This is a genomic window from Synechococcus sp. H55.8 (assembly GCF_047462375.1).
GTDB lineage: Bacteria > Cyanobacteriota > Cyanobacteriia > Thermostichales > Thermostichaceae > Thermostichus.
Genome location: NZ_JANSJC010000016.1, coordinates 41,185 through 65,659, shown reverse-complemented (window position 1 = coordinate 65,659; position 24,475 = coordinate 41,185). Strand labels below are relative to the sequence as shown.

Below are 24,475 nucleotides of genomic sequence, written 5' to 3'. Positions count from 1 at the left end.
GCCTTTGGGAGAGGGGCTGGGGGTGAGGGCAGACTCCCTTTGGGAGAGGGGCTGGGGGTGGTCGCGTGAGCGGCGCGGAGCGCTTGGGCGCCTTTGGGAGAGGGGCTGGGGGTGAGGGGGAGGCTAAGCAGCGCTCTCCAGGCTCACCTGAAACACCTCGCTAAAGGCCTTCTCGACCTTGTAGCCGGAGTCGATGGTTTCCAGAGGATCCTTGCGCAGGCGGTGGCGCAAACACAGGCTGATTACCCGGCGAATATCGGCAATGGTGACCTCGCTGCGCCCCTCCAGAGCCGCCAGGGCCTTGGCCGCCCGGTTGGTGACGATATCTCCCCGCAGCCCATCCACCTCCAGAGCCGCACACACGCCGGAGATCTTCAGGCGCAACTCAGGATCCACCATCACAGTGGGCAAGAGGTGCTGGGCCTTTTCAATGCGCTCCCGCAAGTGTTGCTGGGCCTCGGCGTATTTGGCCAAGAACGCCTGGGGATCGGCGTCGAACTGGCTGCGCTCCTCCACAATCTGCACTCGCAGGGCCGGATCCCGCACCGTTTCGATGCGCACGAACATACCGAAGCGATCCAAGAGTTGGGGCCGCAATTCTCCCTCTTCGGGGTTGCCGGATCCCACCAGGACAAAGCGGGCCGGGTGGCGAATGGAAATCCCCTCCCGTTCCACCGTGTTCCAGCCAGAGGCCGCCGCATCCAGCAACACGTCTACCAGGTGGTCGTCCAGGAGGTTCACCTCGTCTACGTAAAGGATGCCGCGGTTGGCCTTGGCCAAGAGCCCCGGCTCAAAGGCCTTCACCCCCTGGGAGAGAGCCCGCTCGATATCCAAGGTGCCGCAGACCCGGTCTTCGGTGGCTCCCAGGGGCAGATCCACCATCGGTACCTGGATCCAGGTGGCTTCCAGCGTTTCTCCCGCCTGCAGGCGTTCCCACACCTGGTCGCTCATCAGATCCCGCTGCCGCGGGTGGCTGTTGAAGGGATCCCCTTTGACAACCTCGATCTGGGGCAGCAGATCTGCCAAGGCGCGGATGGTGGTGGATTTGCCCGTGCCGCGATCCCCCATGATCAGCACCCCACCGATGCGGGGATCGATGACGTTGAGGAGCAGAGCCAATTTCATCTCCTCTTGGCCGACAATGGCGGTGAACGGGAAAACCGGGCGACGTTCCAAGTTCATAGGGGCAACAACCAGCAATTCATCCTCATTATCCCAGAGGCTCCTCCCTTCTGGGCGGTTCCAGGCTGCAACAGGAACCTAAAGGCCGCTTTTGGGTCAAATGGATAAAGCAAGCTCCGGTGCCGGTCGGGGATCCCTGGCTTCTTTTGGGGAAGACTAGATAACATCGGAGCCTGCACGGTTGGCTGGGAGTGGGTTGAATCTGGGTAACAGCGAAAGCTACACCAAAAGAAAGGGGGCTCCCAAAAGCGCCGGCAACCACAGAGAGAGTTCGTTATTGGGTGGGGAGATAGCAGCGGTGTCAGGTCAAGCAAGTCGGAGACGATGGACGGCATTCTCGATGCCCAGCGTGGCCCAAAAAGGGCTGGTGGGCCTGATCTGGGTCTGCACCTGGATCCCTGTCTTGAGCATTTCCCTTGCCGTAGCCCAAACCGCCGCTACCTCTCTGGTTTTGACCGATGAACAGGTCGCCAAGTATGCCCGCATCGTTTTGGAGATGGAGCCCCACCGACAAGAGGCCCAGCAGCGCTCCCAGGCCACCGCGGATCCGGCCAGCAAAGATCAAATCCGGCGGGAGTTCATTCGCACCGCCACCGAGATCATCACCCGCCACGGCATGACCGTGCCCGAATACAACCGCATCACCCTGTTGATTCGCTCCGAAGAAGGCAGAGACCTCCAACAGCGCATCGAAGCCGAAATCCTGCGCCTGCAAAGCGGGGATCCCAGCGTGAGCCCTAGCTCCAAACCCTAACCCCCCCCTTGGATCCCCTGCAGCGCTTTTGCCCGGATGTGACGGGGGACGGAAGATAGCGGTAGGCTGGAAGCGGAGGTCGGTGCTCGTCCGTAGAGAGCGGGGGGAGAGCAATGAACGAGCCTATGTCGCCGTCAGTACGGGCGGCTGTCGAGCGCATGAAGTCTCGCTTGCGCCTGACGCGCCGCTTCGGGTTCTGGTTTCAGGCGGTTCTGGGGGCAACGGCTCTGCTGCTCTGGCTGGGATTTTTAGTTGGCCAGAATACCCTCTATCGCGACGACTCGATGGGGGCCTTTATCGCCTTCTGGTTTACCCTGTTTACCCTTCTAACCCTGGCAGCCGGTCTCTTCTTTAACTGGCGCTACCTGCTCCAGGCGGAGCGCCGCTCAGTGTCTGCCGCTACCCCAAGCCAGTTGGATCTGCCCAAGCAGTTGCAATTGGTTACCTATGTCAGCCTGATCGGCGCTTTCCTCGCCCTCATCGCCATGGAGGCGCAGGTGGGAGAGCTGCTGGTGCGGCTGTTTACCCGCACGCTGAGCACCCAGACAGCAGGAGTGCTGCTATTGGCTGCCAATATCAACGTTACCTTTGCCCACTTCGTCTGCTTAGCAGGGGTGCTCTGGATTACCGGCGCCCTCGACCGCGAGCCCTGAACCCCAGCCGGCCAGTCTTAACTTTGCAAGGCAGAAAGTCAGGCCTGCGGCACAGTGGCCCGCCCTAAACTTGCCCCAGCTAAAACTGCCCCCCTGCCAGAGGAAGAGGGGCAAGCGGAAGCAGTCTCGAAGTCCGTAGTTGCCAATCGCAGATTCCGAGGGCTTCACTTAAAGCCCACCGCCGCCTGCCAAACAAAAGCCAGCAAAAAGAACAAAACAGGGATGATCGGCAGAATGTCGATCAGGGGATCGAACAACTCATAGCCTTCTGGCAAAGCCGCCAGGAGCATTATCGCAGGCATGACAACAAACCTCGACAAGAAGAAAGTGGAGTTGGAGAAACTGCTCTTTTCAGAATTGACAGGGATTTTAACATTGTCGGGCCGGAATCCCGGCTAAAGTCAAGAAATGTGAAGGAGATGGTGACCTAGAGAACTCCCATGTTGGAGAGGCCCAAGATCACTCCCGCGCCCAGCAGATGGCCGAAGCTGGCGACCCCCAGCACTTCCGGCCAGGTCATCCCCAGCACCGGCCCCGTTTCTGAGGCCGCTCCCGAAGAGGACTTGAAGATCAAGTAGGCAAGACCTGTGCAGAGAAAGATGGTTACGGCACTCAAAGGCGACCAAGAGCTGGTGTGGGCAGTCATGGCCAACGGCACAACAACGGGCATCATGGTTTTCATCCTCGGCTCAGGTTAACCGCCCCCTAGATTACCCCCATTCCGCAACTCCCAAGGGGATCCCCACATGAATTGCAACAGAGGCCGCAACAAAACCTCACACTGTGGCTTCTTCTGGCTCCATGGCCGATCTACCCCTCGCCGGGAACAGCCTGGACGGGCTGGAGTTGGCAAGAAAAATCCGGTCTGGGCGCAGATCTCTGCCGTATACTAACGAAAGTTAACAAATCCTTCTCTTCCCCCGCTTTGCAGGTGATGAACTGGCTCTTTTGCCTTGATCCATCCTCACCGTCTGCGCTGTGCACACCCAAGGATGGCTGCCGATGACTGCTGCTGCGACTCCGCAACCGGATCCCAAGCCTTTTGCGTTACCCCGTGAGCTGTTGGGGCCGCCGCCGGAATTTTGGAACCCCACCCTGTTGATGTTTTTGGCGGCGGTGGTGCTTTCGGCCTCTTGCTTTGGCGGGTACGCCTTTTGGCATTGGCCCCGCTGGCTGGTGTTTTGGCTTAACTTTGTCGCCCTCTATGTGTTGGGCACGGTGATCCACGATGCCTCTCACGGCTCGGCCCACCGCAACCGCTTTTTGAACGAGGCGCTGGGTCACGGCTCTGCCTTGTTGCAGGGCTTTGTCTATCCGGTCTTTAAGCGGGTGCACATGCAGCACCACGCCCATGTCAACCACCCCGAAGACGATCCCGATCACTATGTGTCCACGGGCGGGCCGCTGTGGCTGATCGCACCGCGCTTTTTCTATCACGAGGTGTTTTTTTTCAAGCGGCAGCTCTGGCGCAAAGGCCGCTGGGATCTGCTGGAATGGGGGCTGAGCCGACTGGTGGTGGTTCTGACGTTTGCGTTGGCCATTCACTTTGGCTACACCGACTACATCATGAACTACTGGCTGCCCCCTGCTTTTATCATGGGCTTTCTATTGGGCCTGTTTTTCGACTACCTGCCCCATCGTCCCTTTCAATCTCAAGAGCGGTGGCACAACGCCCGCGTCTATCCCGGTTGGCTGACCAACATTCTGCTGCTGGGGCAAAACTATCACCTGATCCACCATCTCTGGCCCTCGGTTCCCTGGTACAAATATCAGGCAGCCTACTGGGCGGCCAAACCTGAGCTGGACGCCCGCAACTGCCAGCAAACGCTGGGGATCTGGGAGAAGGGAGAGTTTTGGAGCTTTTTGTACGATGCGCTGATTGGCCTGCACTGGCACAAGCCCAACTCAACTCGTCCTGCTGCGCCAGCCGATCCAGAATCTACGGATCTGAGGCTTACTTAACATGGTTTTGCCCACGCTACGGATCCCTCAGTTGCTGCTGTTTGTGGAGGCAGCCGGCTTGCTGCGGGACTCCAGCCAGGCCCTGTTACAGGCTGGTCAGGCGACGGCAGATCTGCCAGAGTTGATCGCTGAAGCGCAAGCGCAGGCGGAAGCCCAATTGCAAACCCTTGGGATCCCGGCAGAGTTGCGGGCGCAGGCCCGAGGGATCCTGAGGTTGACCTCGCCGCCGCAGGTGCTGGCTTACCTGCAGGATTTGCTCGACAGGGGAGCCGGCCCGGATTTGGAAGCCTTTTTGGAGCAGGCGGGATCCGACTCTACCCTGTTGCGCTTTCCGCCGCTGTTGGTGGGGGCTGTGGCTTTGCAGGTGTTGCTGGAGCGGCTGGATTTTTCTCCGCAAGAGAGAGCTGTGTTGCAAGCCCAACGGGATCAATGGGAACAGGCCCTGGCAGAATTGGCCGCTCACCACCAGGTTTCCCCAGAGCCGCTGCGGGCGGCTGCCGAGAGGGAGCTGCGGGCTGCCTCAGCAGAAGAGCTGCTGCAACTGGGGCAGGATCTCTTTCAAGATCTCCAGGATCTTGCCGGGCCCGATTCTGAGCCGGAAGCCGAGTCTCAGGTGGAATTGGCGGGGCCGTTGCTGTTGATGATGGTGGCCGACCACCTGTTGGCCCAGACAGAGCATCCGCTCACCCCCGATCAACGGCTGGACTTACAAACCAACCGCGCCGAGGCAGAAAGCCGCTTTTTGGCCATGCAAAAGCTGGGCCGTCTTGAGAACTTGGCGGAGCAGCAGGCTTACATTCGCTCCTGGATTGACCAAACTTCTGTGCCGGATTTGCTGCGGGCTTTGGATCGCTTTTTTGCGGCGTCTGAACCCAACGCGTGAGGCCCCCGGATTGCCAGAGGTTCCGTATCCTCTATGCTGGAAGCAAAGGGATCCCGCTTGAGGCGCGAAAGTGGACTGGGGCAGCTTATTTTGGATTTTTTTGATCTTCAGCTCGCTGCAACCCCTGTTGAACCGGCGGGCGCAAGAGTTCCGGCGCTTGCTGGCCATTCGGGAGTTGGAGCAAAAGCGGGGCAGCCGCGTGATTTTGCTCATCCACCGCCAGGAGTCGATCAGTTTTTTGGGGATCCCGGTTTCCCGCTACATCAGCATCGAGGACTCGGAGCAGGTGTTGCGGGCGATCCGCCTCACCCCGCCCAATACTCCCATTGATTTGATTCTGCACACCCCTGGCGGCCTGGTGCTGGCTACTGAACAAATTGCCCGCGCCCTGATCCGGCACCCGGCCAAGGTGACGGTATTTGTGCCCCACTACGCCATGTCGGGCGGGACGATGTTGGCCCTGGCTGCCGATGAAATTGTCATGGATGCTAACGCCGTGCTGGGGCCGGTGGATCCGCAGTTGGGGGGGTATGCTGCCGCCAGCATTCTGCAGGTGGTGGCGGAAAAACCCATTGCCGAAATCGACGACCAGACCTTAATTCTGGCGGATCTGGCCCGCAAGGCGATGCAACAGGTGCAGAACTTCGTGCGGGATCTCCTGAAGGACGATGTGCCCAAGCGCAAAATTGCCCCCGAACGCATTGAGCCTCTGATCCAGTACCTGACCAGCGGTCGGGTGACCCACGACTACCCGATCACTGCTGAAGAAGCGCGGGAGCTGGGCCTGCCCATCTCCACCGAGTTGCCGCCCCAGATCTACGCCCTGATGGACTTGTACCCCCAGGCCAGCATGGGCCGTCCTTCCGTGCAGTACATTCCCACCCCCTACGATCCTCGTCCCGCTTTGCCCAAAGGGGGATCCCGCTCTGGCCTAGGGTGAACTCTTGGCGTAGACATCCATGGCTTCCAGGCGCAGCCCTTTTGCCCGCCGAAATAGCTCTTGTCCGGTGTGCAAGTGGCGTTCATCGAAGTTCAGCGGGAAATACTTCAGCTCCTCCAGAGCGTCTTCCAAGTGGTTGAGGGCATAGTAGAGGCGGGAAGCCACACCCCCAAAGCTGCTGGGATTGGGAAGGCGGCGAAAGATCTGCTGAGCTTGGGCCAGCTTCTGGCCGCACTCTTCCAGATAAGCCTCAAAGGACTCCAACAGGTCAGGGTCGAACGGATCTGCCGCCAAAGCATTTAACTGAGGCTTCAGAGAAGACAACAAGGGCCCCAAAACTCGGTTCAGGGGGGTGTAGACCTGTCGGATCCAGGCGGCGCGGGCGATGGCTTCCTGGCTGACGGTTTCGCCAGGGGATCCCGTCGGCTGAGGGCGGGGTGAGGTGTGGCTGGAGTGCAGTTGCCGATCGTAGTCGCGGCGAGATTGCGGATCCTTGAGCACCGCGTAGGCAGCGTTGATCTGGCGGATGCGCTCGGAGGTGGCCCGATCTTTTTTGGCCAGCAGGCTGTCGGGATGGTGGTACTTGACCAAACGACGGTAGGCAGACTTGATCTCTTCCGCCGTCGCCAGGACGGAAACGCCCAAGACCTCGTAGTGGGATCCGACTCCAGCTCCGCTCTCCATCATCGCTAGGCTTGCCGGCAAGAAACTCCCACATTGTACCTGCAGCCTAGAATAAAGGTGAGTTTTCCAGTGCTGCCCCATGTCTTCCTCCTCACAGGGATCCCCCCATCCTTTCAGTGCCCTCTTGGGGGCCACCATTGCCGTCAGTCTGGGCTACGGGTTCTTGCAACTGCTGCTCTCGATGGTGACCAAATTGCCGCCAATCGATGTCGAGACTGGATCGCTGGCGCGCGGGATCAGCATCCTGGTGCGTTATCTCCTGGTCGGTTCCGTTTCCCTGATCGCCTTCATGTTTGCCATGGTGGGGTTGGGGCTGGCGGCCTATTCTGTGCAATTGCTGGGAGAGCGGCTAACATCTTCTCAGCGCTGAGCCTGGGGATCCGGGCACGACCTCTGGCCGACTTAGTTTGCGTTGGGACGGCTGCCTAGCGCAACACCACCTTGGGCGAGAGCAACAAAGTCAGGGATCCCTGGCAGTGGTCAATTCGGCCTTCGGCAAAGCGCACCTGGGCCAGGCCCGCCTTTTTAAGGGTGATCGCGTGGGCATTGGCCGGGTTTAGCCCAACAGCCGCTTGCACCCACAGGCTCAGATCCGGCTGGTGACCGACCAGGGCCAAAGACGTGAGGGATCCCCGCTCTGCCTGCCAGCGCACCAGGTCGGCAAAACTGCCGCCCGGAGCCAGCGGCTCAAACACCTCCACCGCTGCGGCCAGGTTCTCGTCCAACAAGATCTCGGCGGTCTGCCGCGCCCTCACCAGGGGACTGGTGAGCAGGAGATCCCACTTCCAGCCCATGCTCTTGAGCTGGCGGGCCACCTTGCGGCAGCGCTTGCGACCTTCGTCTGTAAGGGCTCGCAAGGCATCCTCAACTTCTGGCCGGGGTTCTTCGGCTATGCCATGGCGGATGAAGTCCACAGCCAATTCCTGCCGGGCAATCTGCTTCTCAGTTGCTCCCTGAGAGTGCTCCCCACCGCGAACGCCCTCCTGTTGTTCAAGCCCAGAGATCATCGAACCCCGTCCCGTCAATGCAAACGGCACCGTCAAACTTTGCCCAGACACTCTCCCAGAATACCCTGGGGGACGCTCTCTCTACGAGGAGGGGTTGTGCAGGCGCTGGCCGACCAAAGTGCGCCCTTCCTGGGTGTAGAGCTGCCAGTAGTTCCAGTAGTTGCCAAAGACAGACTTCACATAGCCCCGCGTTTCGGCGAAGGGGATCTGCTCCACAAACACATCCGGATCTTCAAAGCCAAAGCGGCTCAGCCATCTGGCCACGTTGCCGGGGCCGCCGTTGTAGCTGGCCAGGGCCAGCAGGGTGTTGTCTTGATAGGTGCGGTGGGTGTAGTCGAAGTACCAGGATCCCAGGTAAAGATTGTCGGCGGGGTTGGTGAGGCTGTATTGGGCTAGGCCAATTTGTTGGGCAATCCAGCGCCCGGTGGCAGGCATCACCTGCATCAAGCCCAGCGCCCCTGAGGCCGAGACGATCTCCGGCTCAAAGCGGGATTCCTGCCGGATCAAGGCCGCCACCATCAGGGGATTGAGGTTAAATTGCCGTGACCAGCGGGCCAGGCCGGGCCGGGCATAGGGATCCCCGCCCCAGGAATTGTCTGGGCCGGCGTAGTAGTGCAGCGGATAGACGGCCTGCCAGAAATCTTGGCGCTGCCTCAACGTCTCCAGCAGGGGATCCGGCTCTTCGCTGAAGCGCAAAGCGGCCACCTGGTTGATACCCCGCAGGTGCTCTCCGGCACTGTTGCGCAGAATACCCGTGACAAAGCGCTCAGCCACACTCATCTGGCGGGGATCCCGTTGCAGCACGGCCATTTCCCCCTGCCAGCGTTCCCAGGCCAGTTGGCTGGCTCCCATCAAGTGCAAAGTTTGCGTGGCCTCAGAGACCCCCGGCAACGGTAGCCGCACCGGCTGAAAATCCACCTCCACCCTTTGGCGCCCGCTGTAGAAATCCCCCACCGGCCAGCCCAGTTGCACTGCCGACCGCCAGGCGTAGTAGGTGTGGGGAAACTGTTGCAGCACCTGTTGATAGGTTTGCCGCGCCGCAGCCACATCCCCCAGCCGTTCCCGCCATTTGCCCGCCCAGTAGAGCAGTTGCGCCCCCATTTCCGTATCCCGCTGGGCGGATCCGATCTGTTGGGCCAGGGCGATGGCTTGGCCGAGATTGCCCGCTTGCGCTTGACTCCAGGCAAGTGTCCAGGCGGCGTTGGCCGCGGCTTCGCTGGCCGGAAAGCGCTCCCAAAGAGCTTGCCGAGCCGCTTGGGCCGATTGCGGGCTGGCATGGCGATCGTAAAGCTGGCTGAGGCTGAGCAACGCTTCTGGAGCCTCTCTATCCGAGCCGGATCCCGCCTGGCGCAGCAGCTCGATTGCCGTCGACAGGTCGCTCAATTCTGCCAAACGGCGACGGGTGAGGGAAGCCTCTGGCCCATTGGGAAATTGAGCCAGCAGCGCTTGGTAAGCCGCTCTCGCCTGGGGAAACTCCCGCGAGATCTGGTGGCTGCGGCCCCAGCGGTAGAGATTCTGAGAGGTGGCGGGGGCACGCCCATAGGCGCGGGCAGCTTTGCCGTACTCCCGTTGTTCCCAATAGGCATCGGCCAGGATCTGCCAATCGGAAGCCGTGAGGGATCCCTCCTGAGCCTGCCGCCAGCGATCCAGCAGCGGCGTTAACCCAGGGGTTTGCGGGTGATGCAGAGCCAAATCCCGCAGCAGGTCGTAGCGGTCGGGATCCCGCTCCAGCAAATGCTGGAGGGCGCGGCCAGTCAGCGGGTGAGTGGGAAATTGCTGCCGCAACTGATCCACCTGGCCCATCCCCCAGAGGGCATAGGCGGCCACCGGGCTGTGGGGGTACTCCTGCAAAATCTTGGGCCACCAGATCCCTTGGGCTGTTGCCTTATCCTGCAACTGCTCGTAGGCTTGGGCCCTGAGCTTCCAAATTTCCTCCCGCAGAACCGGCAGGCTCTCTTCCAACCCCTGCAAACCCTGCAGGGCCAATTGCGCTTGGCCGGCCTGCAGCGCTGCGTAAGCCCGCAGAAAGGCCGTTGTGGAAGTGTGGGGCAGTTGTACCGGATCCCTGCCCTCTGGCGCCGCAGCCACCTCCACGGTTTCTGCCCAGGATGAGGTGTAAAAGCCCCAGATGGCCCCGCCCAGAGCCGCTCCTGCCGCCAGCACACCGGCAACCCATCTTGCCCAGCACCGTTTGCTGCCTGTCAGGATACCCATGCTTTGTCTCTCTGCAACCTCTGACTACGATACTCAACCCGACTGCGTTGGGTCACCTGGGATACCTGTACCGCAGGCATTGGGCCCGGCAGTCGTTTATGAGTTACTTGCCAGATTGCAGGATCCGCGGCGGACTTTCACTGCGGTACACCTTGGCCCCGACATCGCGCAGCTTTTTGTCGATGGCCTCGTAGCCGCGATCGATGTAGTGGAGCCCGTGGATCGTAGAGCAGCCTTCAGCCGCCAGGCCGGCCAACACCAAGGCTGCCCCCGCCCGCAAGTCCGTAGCCACCACCGGCGCCCCCGACAGCGACGGCACCCCCCGGATCAGGGCCACCCGGTTCTTCAAACGAATGTCCGCCCCCATGCGATTGAGCTCGGGAATGTGGTGCATGCGGTTTTCAAACACCGTCTCCTCGATGGTGCAACTGCCCTCGCTCAGGGCGGCCAAGGCCATGATCGGCGCCTGCACATCGGTGGGAAAACCCGGATAGGGCAGCGTTTGAATATCGGTCGCCTGGCAGAGCCAGCCCGAACTGAGCTGAGCCGGGGCAATGCGCAGCCGGTTGGGGCCTTCTTCTTCGACCCGCAGCCCCATGTCACGCAGCTTGGCGATCACCGCCCGCAAGTGATCGGGAATAACAGGGCCAACCGTGAGGTGAGAGCGGGTAATGGCCCCGGCAATAAGATAAGTGCTGGCCTCGATGCGGTCGGGAATAACCGTGTACTCGGTTCCATGCAAGCGGGGCACCCCCACCACCACAACCGTGTTAGTGCCAACACCGCGAATGCGCGCCCCCATCGCCTGACAAAAACGGGCCAAATCCGCCACTTCTGGCTCTTGGGCGGCATTTTCAATCACCGTTTCCCCATCCGCCAGCGTAGCGGCCATCATCAGGGTTTCAGTAGCGCCGACGCTGGGATAGTCCAGGTAGATGCGGGTTCCCACCAGCCTACGGGCATAGGCATGAACAACCCCATGTTCGATTTGCACGGTCGCCCCCAGCGCCTGCAGGCCCCGCACGTGCAGATCCACTGGACGGGAGCCAATGGCACAGCCGCCCGGCAGGGGAACTCTGGCTACCCCCAACCGCGCCAACAGGGGCCCGATGATGAAAAAGCTGGCCCGCAACTGGCTGACCAATTCATAGGGAGCTTGGGAAGTTTTGAGGGAGCTGGCATCCAGGTCGAGGGTATTGCCCACATGGGACACTTTAACCCCCAGGGTGGTCAGGATCTGCCCCATGCGTTCAATGTCCAGCAGACGCGGCACGTTGTGAATTCGGCAAGCCTCAGGAGCCAAAAGGGATCCGGCCATAATCGCCAAGGCAGAGTTTTTCGCCCCGCCAATGGGAATGTGGCCGCTCAAGGGCTGCTTGCCAGTTATCTGCAGCACTGGCCCCATCATTTCGGGTGAGGGTGTAACTAAGGATTCCACCCTGCTGACGTGCTGGAACTCTGCCGTGAATTCTCCCAATCTTCCTCCTCAGCCACAGAAAATATAGAGCACACAAGCAAGCCTCTTCCGGGAAATACTCTGGAGAGAGAAGCAGCCAAAAGGGCAACCAGAAACTTGGTAGAGGAAGGAAGAGAAGTTCTGCCCCTATCTTACCCAAGTTCCTCAGTTTGCGGCAGCAGTTGGGGCAACTCGGCCAAAGAATCCTATTCCGCCGGCGCCAACAGAATCCAAGCCCCATCTGGAAGTGCCCTACGTTACGCCGAAAGAAGCAGACCGGTCTCCGCACATCCCCAAAAAAGATGCCCCATGTTAGATATAGACTCCTACTGGGTTGGGCCCAGCAGCCAGAAGCAGTATGATACTCGTGAGAAATGCTTGCAATAGCCATAGGAGACAGTCGATGATCGCCACTCAAGTCTCTGCCCAAGAGTTGTTTCGGGCCGCCTATGAAAATCGCTACACCTGGGATCCCGCTTTCCCGGGCTATAGCGCCGAGGTCACTTACTGGGATGGGGAGCGCACTTTTGTGGGGCAGGTGCGAGTGGGGGCAGACCTAAAGGCCACCGTTACGGGCGTGGAGGATGAGGAAGCCCGGAAAGCCATTCACAATCAACTTTGGGAAATTGCCATTCACCGGGTGCGCCGCAGCTTTGCCGAGACCCACGGGAACAACACTTTCCGCTATGGGCAGACCCTACCCGATGGCACCGTGGAGATCCTGGTGGGGGGCAAAGCCGAAGGGGATCGCTACCACGTGCGCGACAACCAAGTAACCCTGGTGCATCGGCATATTCATGGGGTGGTGGTGACCATCCACACCTTCAGCAGCCACGACACGGGCGAAGGCTACCTCTCTCACCGCTACGATTCCGTCTATCACGATCCCCAAACGGGTGAGCAAAAGGGCGGGCGCAGCCAATTTGAGGATCTCTACACCAAAGTCGGCAAGTACTACATCCTCTCGGAGCGACGCATTCAAACAGAGACGGAAACCGGCCCTGTGGAAAAGCGCTTTACCTTCCGCAACTTGGCGTTGCTGGATGCCGGGGCTTAATTGGCCAAACGCCAACGCAAAACCCGATAATCATGAACTTTATGGCAGCAACGACCTCCTCAGTTAGAATTAGAAAGGGAGCCTGAGCTATGCTTTGAATATTCTCCCGCCTACACTTTGGCATGAACAACCCTGCGGCAAAGCCCGACCCAGATTCCAAAGCCCCTACCGAGGTTCCCGAACTGATTCTCCGCCCCGCTCAACTGGGGGATCTGGAGGCGGTGGAGGAGATCCTGGCGCAAGCCTTTGAGGAGGACTACAGCAGCCGCTCGGTGGATATTCGTCGCCAGGTGCGGCGGCTACGTCAGTGGTATGGCCCCCTGAGAACCCTGAGCCTGTTTCCCAACCGCTTTCAGCACATGTTTACCGTCCATGTGGCGGAGCTGGAGGGCAAAATCCAGGGGGTCATTCAAGTTTCTCCCTTTAACCATTCCCGCAGCACCTGGCGGGTGGATCACATTGCGGTGGCGCCTTCGGCCCAGCGGCAGGGAATCGGGTCTAAGTTGCTCAGGCACTGCACGGAGCACTTTCGCGAGGCCCACACCTGGATTTTGGAGGTGAACATCCACAATAAGGGGGCAATGGCCCTCTACCGACACAACGGCTTCCAGCCCTTGGCTCAGATCACCTATTGGTCGATCCCGGCGGAGATTCTGGCTGCTCTCAGCCGGCACGAGGCCAAGTTGCCCAACCTGGTGCCGGTGACCAACCGCGATGCCTACGCCATCTATCAACTGGATACGGGATCCATGCCGGCCACTGTGCGCCAGGTGTACGACCGCGACGTGAGCGACTTCCGCACCAGCCCACTGGAGTGGCTTTTGGAACGGGCCAAGTGTGCCATCAGCCAAACGGAACGGGTGGAGATGTGTGTCTATGAGCCCGAGCGGAAAACCGCCATTGGCTATTTCAACCTCAAGTTGGATCGGACGGGGCAGCAGCCGCACGTGGCCAAACTCACAGTTCACCCTGCCTATACCTGGCTCTATCCTGAGCTCATGGCCAAGATGGCCCAGCTCACCCAAGCTTATCCCCCGCAGGCTTTGGCCTTGGCTTCCACCGATTACCAACCGGAGCGGGAGGAGTTTTTGCTCAAGCTGGGCGCCCAGGATGTGGAGCGGACGCTGCTGATGTCGCGCTCGGTGTGGCATAAGGTGCGGGAAGTCCGCTCCCCTTGGTATAGCGAGTATCTCGCTCTGGTGCTCCAAAAATTGCCGGTGAAGCAGCCGGTGCCAGAACGCTTTGAGGGGCTGGCGGAGGGCTGGCTGGAACATCCCTTTCATTCTCTTCACCCAACTGTGCCGGATCCCAATGCCGTTCGCGCTACTCAGCCGGAGTCCTCACCGGGGTGCGCCAGAGACTCGCAATCAGAGGCTCCTCCCCCTCCCTAGTTGAAGTCTTGGCTGGCACCCCCATGAACCCGTTAGCCAGGGATCCCTCTTGGCGGATGTTGCTCCAGGCGGCCCTGCACCGCAACCGCAGCGATCCCGGTGTACGCTATTTGCAACTGGCTACAGTGGATCCCCAGGGGCATCCGCGTAACCGCACGGTGGTTTTTCGGGGGTTTTTGGGGGACACCGACCGCATCCAGTTGGCGGTGGACGGCCGCAGCGAGAAGCTTTGCCAGATCGCCCACTGCCCGCTGGCTCAGATCTGCTGGTATTTCAGCAAGACGCGCGAGCAATTTCGCATTGCCGGCACTCTGGAGGCCATCACCGCCGATCATCCGGATCCTGAAGCGCAGCAGCAGCGGCAGCAGTTGTGGCAACAGATCTCGGAAAAAGGACGGCTCCTCTGGTTTTGGCCGGAACCCAAGGGGCCTCTTGCCTCGCCCGAGGCTTTTGTTCAAAAGCTGCCGCCAGAGAAAGCTTCATGGCCGCCTCCGACTTTTGTGGTGCTCCTGTTGCAGCCGACTGAGGTCGATCACCTGCAGCTCAAGGGGGATTCGATCTATCCCCAACGGCGAACGGTGTACGAGCGCAAGCTGCAAGGCTGGCAATGCCGAGCGGTCAACCCCTAGAAGGGATCCCAGCCGGTTTCAAGCTGGCGTGGGGCAGCGCCTTTCGAGAGAATGTTGAAATCTTGAAGAGAATTAAGAGAATAAAGGTGTTAACGTAGCTGAACAATCGTCCTGTTCCGTGCCCACCCCACCGACGCTGTGAGGGTGGCCGCTCGGGTTTTTCTCCATCTGGTATGTAGCATTCCTGGTTGCGGTAATCTGATGTTCGCCTTGATCCCCTCATTTCCTGACCGCATTGCCCAAGCTGTTGCCGCTCTTCTTGCCGGCGGGCCGTCGGTGAACATGACTGCGAAAGGCAAGGGATCCCTGTTTTTAGCTGCCGCCTTGTTTGGGGTGAGCGTTGCCGTGCAGGGGTTGAGAGCACAAACTCTGGGGAGACCGACGCCGGAAGCTCTAGAAGACTCGGTTGAGGGGAATGTTGCTCCTGTTCTGCTTGCAGAAGCGGCCTCACCCTCGCAGACCGGCCCCACCTCTGCCCGCACAGGCTCCTTTCGTGTTGGCAACCGCACCCCCCATCCGGTGCGGGTGGTGATCTTGATGCGCAGCGGCGGGCGGCTGCTCAACCCAGAAACGGCCCACTGGGATTTTGCGCCCGGAGAAGGCGGTAGCGAAGGATTGGTGCTGAGCTTGGGGGAAGAGCCGCTGCAGATCGGCCCCGGAGACATTGTGGTGGCTTTTGTCCTCGATGGAACCCGCCGCTACTGGGGGCCGAACGTGGTGGGAGAGTCTCTGGCCCCGTTTTGGAATGAGGAGAGCGGCTCCTGGTCGATGATCCTGCAGCCTTAGGGCAGTCTCCAAGCTACAGGTGGCTGCGCAGTTTGTAGCTCTCTAGGGTGTTGGCCAGCAGCATCGCTACCGTCATGGGTCCCACACCACCCGGCACGGGCGTGATGGCGGCGGCCCACTCCTTGACTGCCGCGTAATCCACATCTCCCACCAATTGCTCAGATCCGTCGGGGCCCTGGATACGGTTGATGCCTACATCGACGACCACGGCTCCCGGTTTTACCATCTCTGCCTTGAGCAAGTGGGGGCGACCGACGGCCATCACCACAATGTCGGCGGCGCGGGTTACTTCGGCTAAGTCGGGGGTGCGGGAATGGGCCAGGGTAACGGTGGCATCGGCAGCCAACAACATCAGGCTCAGGGGCTTGCCCACCAGGATGCTGCGACCGACCACCACCGCCTTTCGTCCGGCAATCGGGATCCCTTCCGCTTGCAACAGGCGCATCACGCCCAGGGGGGTACAACTGCGCAGGCCGGGCTCGCCGCGCAGCAGCCGGCCCAGGTTGAGGGGGTGAAGCCCGTCCACGTCTTTGTCGGGGTCGATGGCCAGAAGGGGCGGGATGGGATCCCAGCCGGGGGGTAAGGGCAGTTGCACGAGGATGCCATCGACGCGCTCGTCCTGGTTGAGTTGGGCGATGGCGTCGAGCAGGTGGGCGGGGGAGTCTTGGGCGGAAAAATGGCGGCCAAAGGAGGCGATGCCCACCCGCTCACAGGCCCGCTCTTTGCCGCGCACGTAAGCTGCACTGGCGGGATCCTCCCCAACCCGCAGCACCGCCAATCCCGGCGGACGCCCCACCCGCGGCAGCCAAGCCTGCACTTGGGCGGCCATCTCCGCTTGCAGGCGGGCGGCCAAGGCTTTGCCATCCAAGATCTTGGCGGACATAGAGGGCGCCCCAAGAGATCTTGACAACTTGACCATCTTCAGGGGCGCCGCCCCCTTCGTCAAGTCTTGCCGCCGTTGAGCAACAGCAGCAGGGGCACCTGGGGCCTTTGCCCAGTTTTTTGGGCTGCCCCATTCCCCCCGGCTCTAGAACTCGCGCGACTCTTCTTCGCCGGGCCCTAACTCCTCAATGAGGATCTCCACCTGCTGCCGCTTTTCCTCCAAAAACTGGGCGCAGCGCTTTAGGGTCTGGGCGGCCTGCTGGAAGCGCTCCACCACCTCTGCCAGATCCAGCTCTCCCGATTCGATCTGGGCGATCAGACTTTCCACTTCGGCGATGGCTGCTTCGTAGCGCCAGGGATCCTCACGTTTGCGGCGGCTCATGGCTCTCCTCCACTCGGGCCCAGAGGCTTCCCGAGGCCAGTTGTATCCTCAGCCGGGTCTGCGGCGGTAGGTGGTGGGTGCGAACCAGGGATCCCCGTTCGTCCCGCACCAGGGCATAGCCCCGCCTGAGGACGGCGGTAGGGTCGAGGGCTTGCAGGTGCTCCTGGAGGGCCTGTTGGCGCTGTTGGTGATGGTGAAAGCGGTGGCGCACCGCCTGCACTAGGCGCTGCTGCCGTTGGGTCAAGCGCTCCTGCGCCTGTTGCAGCAGCCGCTCCGGATGGATTTGGGCGAGATGGCGCTGGGTGTGCTGGAAGCGCCGCCGTGCCCTCTCCAAAGCCTGCAGCGTGCGTTCGATCAACTTCTGACGCAACTGGGATCCCTGGCGCTGCAATTCCCGCAGATCGGGCACGATCCGCTCGGCCGCCGCTGTGGGGGTGTGGGCCGCGTAGTCGGCCGCGTAGTCCGCCAAGGTCTCGTCCCGCTGGTGGCCGATCCCCGTCACCACCGGAATAGGGCACTCGGCAATGGCTCGCACCACCCGCTCATCGTTAAAGCAAGCCAAATCCTCGCCGGATCCACCCCCCCGGGCAATCAGCAGCACTTCCGCCCGCCCATCCTGTTCCACCCGGCGAATGGCCCGCACGATCGACTCCGGGGCCGCTTCCCCTTGCACCTGGGCCGGCGAAAACAGCACCCGCAGCCCGGGGTAGCGCTGGTTGAGGGTGCGGCGGATATCGCCCCAGCCGGCGGCGTCGGGAGAGCTGACGACGGCAATGCACTGAGGGTGGGTAGGTAGAGGCCGCTGGTTGTCGAACAGGCCCTCGGCAGCCAGGCGGGCCTTGAGCTGCTGCAAGCGCCACGCCAACAGCCCCTCGCCCGCCGGCAGCAGTTGCCAGATAACAAGGCGGTAGTAGCTGCCGCCGCTGTAGATGCCGATTTGCCCCAGCGCAAGCACCTGTTGCCCCACTTCTGGCCAGAAGCTGAGCCGGGAAGTTTGGCTCCGCCAGATCACCCCCTTGAGGATGTCGCCGCTTTCCGGATCCACCAGGGTCAGAAACAGGTGGCCGTTGCGGTTGCGCTGGCAACTGGAGACTTCTCCAACCACCCACAGCCTGGCCAAGTAGGGATCCCCGGCCAGCAGCGACTTCAAGTAGCCGGACACTCCCCCCACCGAGAGGAGAGGGACTTCCTCGGCAGGAAAGGATTCTGTCCCGAAGTCGAGGCCATCAAAGGCCAGAGCCATTGCTTGCGGATCCAGATCGCGCATACGGCGCTTCCCCATGGGAATGCTCGGGATCCCATCTAGAATAGGCGACGACAGGACGAGAGAGGAGGTGAGCTGCGGTGACCTTCGCCCATTGGCTGGGGCTGGCAGCGCTGCTGGGCCTGTTGGTTCTGCTCTGGCAGATCCGGCAGATTCTGCTATTGGTGTTTGCGGCCATCGTCTTGGCAGTAGCTTTGGACACCCTGGCTCAGATCCCGCAGCGCTACGGCTTTCGCCGCGGCCCCTCGCTCCTCATCACCGGCTTGACGGTTCTGGTGGGGGCGATTCTGGTGGGGCTGATCGTAGTGCCTCCCCTGGCGGATCAGTTGCGGCGGCTGTTTACCGATGGGGTGCCCGCCGGGATCGTGCAGGCGCAGCGGCTATTTGAGAGCCTCATCCTCTCGTTGCCGACGGATATTGAGCTGCCGACGCTGCGGGAGTTGGCCAATAGCCTCGTGCCCCAGGCCACTGAGTTGGTGCGCCAGGTGCGGGACTTTTTCTCCCAGTCCTTCACCGCCTTCTTTGCCACCCTGCTCAATCTGTTGTTTGTCATCATCCTCACCATCCTGCTGTTGGTGGATCCCCAGGCCTACAGCCGCGCCTTTGTCTCGGTTTTCCCCGCCTTTTACCGCCCCCGCGTCCGCTACATCCTCAAGCGCTGCGAGCTGGCCCTGCGAGGGTGGCTGGTGGGGATCCTCTTCACCAGCAGCCTGGTGATGCTGCTGAGCGGCATTGGGCTGTGGATTTTGGGCGTGCCTTTAACCTTGGCCAATGCCGTGCTGGCGGGACTGTTTAATTTCATCCCCAACATCGGCCCCACCTTGAGCGTGGTCGCCCCCATGCTGGTGGCCCTCACCGATGCCCCCTGGAAATCGCTGGCGGTGCTGGGGCTCTACATCTTCATCCAACAGTTGGAAAGCAGCGTCTTCACCCCCATCGTCATGTCGCGGCAGGTGTCGCTTTTGCCGGCTCTGACTTTGGTGGCCCAAATTACCTCGGCCTTTTTCTTCGGGGTGCTGGGCCTGTTTTTGGCTGTGCCCTTGGCGGCCATCCTGCAGGTGTGGATCCAAGAGGTGCTGATTCGGGATGTGTTGGATCCTTGGCAGGGATCCCGGACGCTCCCCTTGCTCAGATTAGAGAGCAGGGCAGACCAGAGCTCCACCCATCTGCCGGACTCCGCCTCGCTACCGCAATCGGCGCCAACAGATTGAAGCAACCCAGATGCCTGCTGCGGACTTTGGCCAGAAAAAATGGGGCTCAGCTCTGGCCGAAACTGTCTTGGCGTAACAAAATATTAAGGGCAGCACTTGCATTGGGATCCCTTGCGGGGCAGGCTGTTGCTGGCCCACGACCGACATTTGGCAGATATTTAGGGACACATAGCCATGTACAACAATCGTCGCGGTTTTCTTCGCTGGTTGGCTCTCGGTTTCGGCTCGCTGGCGGGTTTGTTACCGGCCTTGGCCCGGCGCCGTTTTGCCCTTGCCCGGGAAACCAAGGCTCCTGAACCAGAGTTTGTGAAAGTGGCCAACCTCGCCGATTTCAAAGATGGCCCCTTCAAAGTGGAAAACGCCTTTGGAAAGAACACCGCCACCCTCTGGTTGGTCAAGGATCCCCAAAAAGAAGACTCTTTCCTGGCTCTGGATGCCGCTTGTCCCCATGCCGGGTGTGACGTGGACTGGCGGGGGGAGAACTTTGTCTGCCCTTGTCATGGCTCGGCCTTTGCTGTCGATGGCAGCCGTACCCGGGGCCCGGCCAAGGCCGACCTGACCGCTTACAAAGTTAAGGTGGAGAAGGAGGAGATTTTCGTAGCCAAAAGCCAATCCTAGGCGGGTAGCCAGCTTTCTGCAAAAGCAGGTAATGGGCTGAGCCAATGAGGCCACCCAGGGAGCGTTGCTACTTGCGCTATTTGTTTGTCTCCACCCCCGTTGGCCCGCTCGGATCGGGGGCTGGCGGCGGCGTGGAGCTCAATCTTGCCAACCTGACCCGTGTCTTGCTGCAGATGGGATCCCAGGTGCGGGTGTTGGCCCCCGAGGGATCCCAAATCGACGCATTGCCGGTGGAGGTGATCGAGGCGGTAACCGGCCTTCCCCCGACCTATGCGCAAAGCCAGCGCCGCGACCAGCCGGTTCAGATCCACACCCCCTCTCTGCTGGCCAATCTGTGGCAGCGGGCTGCCCAACTGCAAGACCAGTTCGATCTGATTGTGAACTGGAGCTACGATTGGCTGTCGTTTTATTTGACGGATTTTTTCCGCACCCCGGTGGCCCACATCGTCAGCATGGGATCCCTCAGCGACGCCGTCGATCAGGCCTTGGAGCACATTGCGCAGACCTACCCTGGCCGGCTGGCGGTGCACTCGCGAGCCCAAGCCCAGACCTTTGCCTTTGCCCGCGCCCAGATGGCGGCAGGTCGGGATCCCTTTGTCTATCTGCCCTGCGGCGTTGATCTCAGCCGCTACGACTTTGTGCCCGAAGGGAACGGATCCCTGTGTTGGATTGGCCGCATTGCTCCGGAAAAGGGCCTGGAAGACTGTGCTGCCCTGGCCGAGAAGACGGGAAGATCGGTGGTGCTCCTGGGCCACCTGCAAGAGCCAAGCTACTGGCAGCAGATCCAGGAACAGTACCCACAGGCCCAACTGGATTACCGAGGGTTTCTGCCCACATCGCAAATGCAGCGAATTTTAGGGCAATGCTCCGCCTTGGTCATGACCCCCAAGTGGGTGGAAGCCTTTGGCCTGGTGGCAGTGGAGGCTTTGGCTTGTGGCGTGCCGGTGATCACCTACCGCCGTGGGGGGCCAGCGGAAATTGTTAGCGATGGCGAGACCGGCTGGGTGGTGGATCCAGACGACGTGGCGGCCTTGGCCAGGGCTGTAGAAAACTTGGATCGCATCGACCGCAGCCGCTGCCGACACCATGCAGAACAGCGCTATTCCCTGCAGGCCATGGCGGAGCGGTTTTTGGCCTGGAGCGAGGCAATTGGCCGGGATCCCATCTGGGCAGCCCGCGAGGGAGGAGACAGGCAATGGTACTATTAACTTGATTCTGGCAATCTGCGCCAGACGCGCAGCCCAACGACGCGAACATTTTGACTTACGACAGGGAAACCACCATGACGACTGGGAAAGGATCTGTTGCGCTGGTGCGATCAGAGGTTCGTCGGCGGTCACAGGTTCTGGGAACGCAGGTGATCAGCCAGGTCAATGCGGCCCGGCTCGGAGTAGTTAGCGAAGTTTGGGCAGATCTGGAAGCCAAGCAAGTGCTGGTGCTGGGGGTGCTGGAGAAAGCCTTTGCCGGATCCCCACGGTTGCTGGAGCTGCGGCAAGTGACGGCCTTGGGCCAGGATGCCATCCTCGTCCCCAACGATGAGGTTTTCGACGACTTGGATTTGGAAGGCCTGAGCCGGGTGGTTGGCAGCGAGGTGGTTACGGAAGAAGGGATCCGCCTCGGCAAGGTCAAAGATTTTCAATTTAACTCCGTCTCCGGCCTGATCACGGGTTTAATCCTCTCCAACCTTGGCCTCACCTTTTTGCCCGGCTTTATCCTCAGCACCTATTTGCTTCCGGCTGATGAGATCGTCTCGGTTGGCGGCGAGCGCCTCATTGTTGCCGATGGCGCCGAAACCCGCCTGACCCAACTGGCCAAGGGAATCTTGGAAACCCTGGGACTCGGCAAGCCTCCTTGGGAATCCGGAGTCAGTCCTGCCCCTGCCCTGCCCAGTGCGGTCGAGGGTTCCGCTGTTGAGGAAGACTACGAAGAAGAATACGAGGAGGAGTACGAGGAGGGCGCAGAAGAAGACCCCTACGCCGAAGCAGAGCCGGAACCTCAGAGCGAGGCGACGCCTCCCCGTCGGCCCGAGCCGCCTCCTGTCTCTGAACAACCGGAATGGGAGCAAGAGTACGCCAAAGAGGAAGCTCCTCCTTCTCCTCCCGAGCCCACTCCTCCCCCCTCTACGCCCACGGATATCGACCCCTGGGAAGACAAGTCCGGCGAGCCCACCTGATGGCGGAGCGTATCCCATCCCCAACGGATGCGACGCCTGGGGCGTTGAGGTCTATCCCGGCAGGGCAGGATCGGCCTCGGCTAAAAAGCGCAAAGCCACCGATAAAAAAGCTTGCGGCGCTTCGATGTGGGGGAAAGCAGCTCCCGGCAATCGGTAAACCGGCACCTCTGGCCGCAGAGCGCGATACCGCTCCACCTGCTCAAGGCCGGTAAGGCGGTTCTGTTCCCCCCAAACCAAAGCCATGGGTTTGGCCACAACGCGAAAGTCGTCTTGAATGGGCAAATTGAGTTTGCCGGTCAAAAAAGAACGGGGAGCAAATTGGGCCCCCGCCTGGTGAGCCGCCTGATAGTAGTAATCCACCACCGCCTCCTCCAGAGCATACCCCGGCGAGAACAGGCTCTGCTCCGTAAACAGACGTATATTCCAGGGGGCGGTGATGCCGTTGTAAAAGGCTAACCCCAACACAGGCAGGCTGAGGAAGCCGTAGAGGGCCTCGGCCAAAGGGATCCCCAGCGCCGGGGGGATAAGGCTGTTGTCTCCCAGGGGGGCGATGAGCAGCAGCTTCTGCCACTGCTGAGGTTGCAGCCGGGCCGAGCGCAGCACAAATCCTGCCGAGAGGGAATTGGCGATGGCGTGGCAGGGCCGCCCGATCACCTGCCGAACAAAATCCCCGATCAGCTCGGCGTAGAGATAACCGGTGTACTCCAGATCGGGGCGCTCCGAGTTGCCCCAACCCAACCAATCCAAAGCATAAACCTGATAGTGCTGGCTCAGCTCCGCCATGATGGCGCGGAACTCGTAGCTGGAAGAGCCGGCCCCGATGCCGTGCAGCAGCAACAAGGGCTGGCCGGATCCCGCCACTTTGTAAAACAGGCGATGGCCCCGCCAAAAGTGGTGCCTCTCCTCTCCCGGCAACAGGCTGGGCAAAGGCTGGGTGCGAGAAGCAATCCAGGCGTTGAGAACGGCCAGGGCGCCCACCCCGCCGGCTGCAACCCAAAGACCGGTCTTGAAAACTTGGCTCAGCTCCTTCATGAGCAGCAACCCCCGCCGGGGATCCTACTTTTTCTTGAGGCGGTAGGTGATGCGCCCTTTGTTGAGGTCATAAGGGCTGAGCTCCACCTTGACCCGATCTCCGGGCAGGATCTTGATGTAGTTACGGCGAATCTTGCCGGAGATATGAGCGAGCACGTTGAAGCCGTTATCCAGATCCACCCGGAACATGGCGTTGGGCAGGGACTCTGTGACGACCCCTTCCATTTCAATGGCATCTTCCTTAGACAAGGAGACCTCCCAAAAAACGACACAGTGAGCAACCCACTCCTCACAGCCGCGACGACACGCGCTGTTAAGAAGTGAAAAAATACTCCACCTCTTCTATCCTAGCTGTTGCAGTCCTTCACTAGGGGATCCTTCAGCTAGAAACCGCAGGAGCCCGTCCCTATACCGTCTCGACCCCTCCCCCCCTATACGGGGAGAGAGGGGGCCCGGGCTGTTGGCTTGCCAACTGCAGGGCTACCCAAAGCCCGCTCCGTATCGGGGTTGGTTAGTTTAGGACTGAAAAGGCGTGCGATCGGTCAAAATCTCTGCTCCCGATTCGGTGACCAAGACCGTGTGCTCGAACTGAGCCGACCAAGCGCCATCCACCGTCACCACCGTCCACCCATCCGACAACACTCGGGTGGCCTCTCCTCCTGCATTCACCATGGGCTCAATGGCCACGGTCATGCCGGAGCGCAGCTTGGGATTGGGCAGATCGCGGGTGCGATAGTTGGGGAATTGCGGCTCTTCGTGCAGGTTGCGCCCCACCCCGTGACCGACATACTGCTTCACCACAGAATAGCCCCGCCCCTCGATGTAATCTTCAATGGCACCCGAAACATCCTGCAGCCAGACGCCGTGGCACACATGGTCGATGCCCGTCTGCAAGGCTTTGGCCGCAGTATCGATCAGATCCCGGGCTGCATCGCTCAGGGGTTCTAGGCCGATGCTGAGGCAAGAATCCGCATGCCAGCCCTCCACAACGGCGCCGAAATCCACCTTGACCACATCTCCCGGCTGCACCACTTTGCGGGGACTGGGGATCCCGTGCACCACCTCGTGGTTAATGCTGACACAGACGCAGGCCGGGAAGCCGTAGTAGCCTTTGAAGCTGGGCAGAGCGTTCAGTTCGGCCACCCGTCGCTCGGCGTAGGCATCGATATCTGCCGTCGTCCAGCCCGGCTCTAAGCGCTCGGCGATCTCCTGCAACACTTGGGCCACCACCCGCCCGGCCCGCCGCATTTTTTCCACTTCGCGGCGAGATTTGATCTCGATGAGCTGCATGCCCCGCCGCTGCTTCTCAGCTCCT

The 24,475-nt window shown here is 60.9% G+C and carries 27 protein-coding genes; 14 read left to right on the top strand and 13 right to left on the bottom strand.

What is annotated here, in order from left to right; translation table 11 throughout:
* Nucleotides 1–123: 123 nt before the first annotated feature.
* Nucleotides 124–1,182: a magnesium chelatase ATPase subunit I gene (gene bchI, locus NW862_RS08460; protein WP_414333222.1), complete on the bottom strand. Its 1,059-nt coding sequence runs from the start codon at nt 1,180–1,182 to the stop codon at nt 124–126.
* 340 nt (nt 1,183–1,522) lie between these two features.
* Here bchI and NW862_RS08455 point away from each other — a divergent pair, with 340 nt between their 5' ends.
* Both NW862_RS08455 and NW862_RS08450 read left to right on the top strand, forming a co-directional pair.
* Nucleotides 1,523–1,936, top strand: coding sequence for a DUF4168 domain-containing protein (locus NW862_RS08455; RefSeq protein WP_414333223.1), 414 nt, complete (start codon nt 1,523–1,525; stop codon nt 1,934–1,936).
* Nucleotides 1,937–2,061: 125 nt separating this feature from the next.
* Nucleotides 2,062–2,589 carry a DUF3611 family protein gene (locus NW862_RS08450; protein ID WP_414352283.1) on the top strand — a complete coding sequence of 176 codons (528 nt, stop codon included), beginning with the start codon at nt 2,062–2,064 and terminating at the stop codon, nt 2,587–2,589.
* A 164-nt stretch (nt 2,590–2,753) separates the two neighbouring features.
* Here NW862_RS08450 and NW862_RS08445 read toward each other — a convergent pair whose 3' ends face one another.
* Together NW862_RS08445 and psaK are read right to left on the bottom strand one after the other, a co-directional pair.
* On the bottom strand, nt 2,754–2,891 hold the full coding sequence (locus NW862_RS08445) for a photosystem II reaction center protein K (RefSeq protein ID WP_414333226.1): 138 nt from the start codon (nt 2,889–2,891) through the stop codon (nt 2,754–2,756).
* Between the two features lie 125 nt (nt 2,892–3,016).
* Nucleotides 3,017–3,262: a photosystem I reaction center subunit PsaK gene (psaK, locus tag NW862_RS08440; RefSeq protein WP_414333228.1), complete on the bottom strand. Its 246-nt coding sequence runs from the start codon at nt 3,260–3,262 to the stop codon at nt 3,017–3,019.
* A 329-nt stretch (nt 3,263–3,591) separates the two neighbouring features.
* Here psaK and NW862_RS08435 point away from each other — a divergent pair, with 329 nt between their 5' ends.
* The 3 genes from NW862_RS08435 to NW862_RS08425 all read left to right on the top strand — a co-directional run bounded on the left by NW862_RS08435 (nt 3,592) and on the right by NW862_RS08425 (nt 6,374).
* Complete coding sequence (locus NW862_RS08435) at nt 3,592–4,551, top strand: fatty acid desaturase (protein ID WP_414333229.1); 960 nt, start codon at nt 3,592–3,594, stop codon at nt 4,549–4,551.
* 1 nt (nt 4,552) lies between these two features.
* Nucleotides 4,553–5,434: a hypothetical protein gene (locus NW862_RS08430; protein WP_414333230.1), complete on the top strand. Its 882-nt coding sequence runs from the start codon at nt 4,553–4,555 to the stop codon at nt 5,432–5,434.
* Nucleotides 5,435–5,504: 70 nt separating this feature from the next.
* Nucleotides 5,505–6,374: an SDH family Clp fold serine proteinase gene (locus NW862_RS08425; RefSeq protein WP_414333232.1), complete on the top strand. Its 870-nt coding sequence runs from the start codon at nt 5,505–5,507 to the stop codon at nt 6,372–6,374.
* On the opposite strand, the gene NW862_RS08420 is transcribed toward NW862_RS08425, so the two are convergent.
* Nucleotides 6,366–7,061, bottom strand: a complete 696-nt coding sequence (locus NW862_RS08420; protein WP_414333234.1) for a J domain-containing protein — start codon at nt 7,059–7,061, stop codon at nt 6,366–6,368. The two genes, NW862_RS08425 and NW862_RS08420, sit on opposite strands and share 9 nt — an antisense overlap.
* Nucleotides 7,062–7,137: 76 nt before the next feature.
* On the opposite strand from NW862_RS08420, the gene NW862_RS08415 reads away from it, so the two are divergent.
* Nucleotides 7,138–7,428, top strand: a complete 291-nt coding sequence (locus NW862_RS08415; RefSeq protein ID WP_414333236.1) for a DUF3082 domain-containing protein — start codon at nt 7,138–7,140, stop codon at nt 7,426–7,428.
* A 55-nt stretch (nt 7,429–7,483) separates the two neighbouring features.
* On the opposite strand, the gene sixA is transcribed toward NW862_RS08415, so the two are convergent.
* The 3 genes from sixA to murA all read right to left on the bottom strand — a co-directional run bounded on the left by sixA (nt 7,484) and on the right by murA (nt 11,717).
* Nucleotides 7,484–8,065, bottom strand: a complete 582-nt coding sequence (gene sixA, locus NW862_RS08410; protein WP_414333238.1) for a phosphohistidine phosphatase SixA — start codon at nt 8,063–8,065, stop codon at nt 7,484–7,486.
* 81 nt (nt 8,066–8,146) lie between these two features.
* The gene (locus tag NW862_RS08405; protein ID WP_414348749.1) at nt 8,147–10,279 is read right to left on the bottom strand and encodes a transglycosylase SLT domain-containing protein; all 2,133 of its coding nucleotides are present in this window, start codon (nt 10,277–10,279) and stop codon (nt 8,147–8,149) included.
* 103 nt (nt 10,280–10,382) lie between these two features.
* Nucleotides 10,383–11,717, bottom strand: a complete 1,335-nt coding sequence (gene murA, locus NW862_RS08400) for a UDP-N-acetylglucosamine 1-carboxyvinyltransferase (protein WP_414333303.1) — start codon at nt 11,715–11,717, stop codon at nt 10,383–10,385.
* A 421-nt stretch (nt 11,718–12,138) separates the two neighbouring features.
* Here murA and NW862_RS08395 point away from each other — a divergent pair, with 421 nt between their 5' ends.
* The 4 genes from NW862_RS08395 to NW862_RS08380 all read left to right on the top strand — a co-directional run bounded on the left by NW862_RS08395 (nt 12,139) and on the right by NW862_RS08380 (nt 15,598).
* Complete coding sequence (locus NW862_RS08395; protein WP_414348750.1) at nt 12,139–12,792, top strand: DUF3386 domain-containing protein; 654 nt, start codon at nt 12,139–12,141, stop codon at nt 12,790–12,792.
* A 122-nt stretch (nt 12,793–12,914) separates the two neighbouring features.
* Nucleotides 12,915–14,183, top strand: a complete 1,269-nt coding sequence (locus NW862_RS08390) for a GNAT family N-acetyltransferase (RefSeq protein WP_414333243.1) — start codon at nt 12,915–12,917, stop codon at nt 14,181–14,183.
* A gap of 23 nt (nt 14,184–14,206) precedes the next feature.
* Nucleotides 14,207–14,812 carry an Npun_F5749 family FMN-dependent PPOX-type flavoprotein gene (locus tag NW862_RS08385; protein WP_414333245.1) on the top strand — a complete coding sequence of 202 codons (606 nt, stop codon included), beginning with the start codon at nt 14,207–14,209 and terminating at the stop codon, nt 14,810–14,812.
* A gap of 201 nt (nt 14,813–15,013) precedes the next feature.
* Nucleotides 15,014–15,598 (top strand): hypothetical protein, encoded by a 585-nt coding sequence (locus NW862_RS08380; protein WP_414333247.1) that lies wholly within the window; start codon nt 15,014–15,016, stop codon nt 15,596–15,598.
* Nucleotides 15,599–15,611: 13 nt separating this feature from the next.
* Here NW862_RS08380 and folD read toward each other — a convergent pair whose 3' ends face one another.
* The 3 genes from folD to xseA all read right to left on the bottom strand — a co-directional run bounded on the left by folD (nt 15,612) and on the right by xseA (nt 18,129).
* On the bottom strand, nt 15,612–16,481 hold the full coding sequence (gene folD / locus NW862_RS08375) for a bifunctional methylenetetrahydrofolate dehydrogenase/methenyltetrahydrofolate cyclohydrolase FolD (RefSeq protein WP_414333248.1): 870 nt from the start codon (nt 16,479–16,481) through the stop codon (nt 15,612–15,614).
* A gap of 144 nt (nt 16,482–16,625) precedes the next feature.
* The gene (gene xseB / locus NW862_RS08370; RefSeq protein WP_414333250.1) at nt 16,626–16,862 is read right to left on the bottom strand and encodes an exodeoxyribonuclease VII small subunit; all 237 of its coding nucleotides are present in this window, start codon (nt 16,860–16,862) and stop codon (nt 16,626–16,628) included.
* Nucleotides 16,843–18,129, bottom strand: a complete 1,287-nt coding sequence (gene xseA / locus NW862_RS08365) for an exodeoxyribonuclease VII large subunit (protein WP_414427091.1) — start codon at nt 18,127–18,129, stop codon at nt 16,843–16,845. The genes xseB and xseA overlap by 20 nt, the downstream gene beginning before the upstream one ends.
* A gap of 77 nt (nt 18,130–18,206) precedes the next feature.
* Between xseA and NW862_RS08360 the strand changes: the two genes are divergently transcribed.
* The 4 genes from NW862_RS08360 to NW862_RS08345 all read left to right on the top strand — a co-directional run bounded on the left by NW862_RS08360 (nt 18,207) and on the right by NW862_RS08345 (nt 22,128).
* Nucleotides 18,207–19,337, top strand: a complete 1,131-nt coding sequence (locus tag NW862_RS08360; RefSeq protein ID WP_414333253.1) for an AI-2E family transporter — start codon at nt 18,207–18,209, stop codon at nt 19,335–19,337.
* A gap of 174 nt (nt 19,338–19,511) precedes the next feature.
* Complete coding sequence (locus NW862_RS08355) at nt 19,512–19,955, top strand: ubiquinol-cytochrome c reductase iron-sulfur subunit (RefSeq protein ID WP_414333255.1); 444 nt, start codon at nt 19,512–19,514, stop codon at nt 19,953–19,955.
* 71 nt (nt 19,956–20,026) lie between these two features.
* Entirely contained in the window at nt 20,027–21,163 is a 1,137-nt protein-coding gene (locus NW862_RS08350; protein WP_414333257.1) for a glycosyltransferase family 4 protein, read from the top strand.
* Nucleotides 21,164–21,237: 74 nt separating this feature from the next.
* A complete protein-coding gene (locus NW862_RS08345; RefSeq protein ID WP_414333259.1) occupies nt 21,238–22,128 on the top strand; it encodes a PRC-barrel domain-containing protein in 891 nt (296 codons plus the stop codon).
* A gap of 51 nt (nt 22,129–22,179) precedes the next feature.
* On the opposite strand, the gene NW862_RS08340 is transcribed toward NW862_RS08345, so the two are convergent.
* From NW862_RS08340 to map, 3 genes are all read right to left on the bottom strand, one after another.
* On the bottom strand, nt 22,180–23,160 hold the full coding sequence (locus NW862_RS08340) for an alpha/beta fold hydrolase (RefSeq protein WP_414333261.1): 981 nt from the start codon (nt 23,158–23,160) through the stop codon (nt 22,180–22,182).
* A 24-nt stretch (nt 23,161–23,184) separates the two neighbouring features.
* Complete coding sequence (infA, locus tag NW862_RS08335) at nt 23,185–23,409, bottom strand: translation initiation factor IF-1 (RefSeq protein WP_011434173.1); 225 nt, start codon at nt 23,407–23,409, stop codon at nt 23,185–23,187.
* 267 nt (nt 23,410–23,676) lie between these two features.
* Entirely contained in the window at nt 23,677–24,450 is a 774-nt protein-coding gene (map, locus tag NW862_RS08330; RefSeq protein WP_414333305.1) for a type I methionyl aminopeptidase, read from the bottom strand.
* Nucleotides 24,451–24,475: the final 25 nt, after the last annotated feature.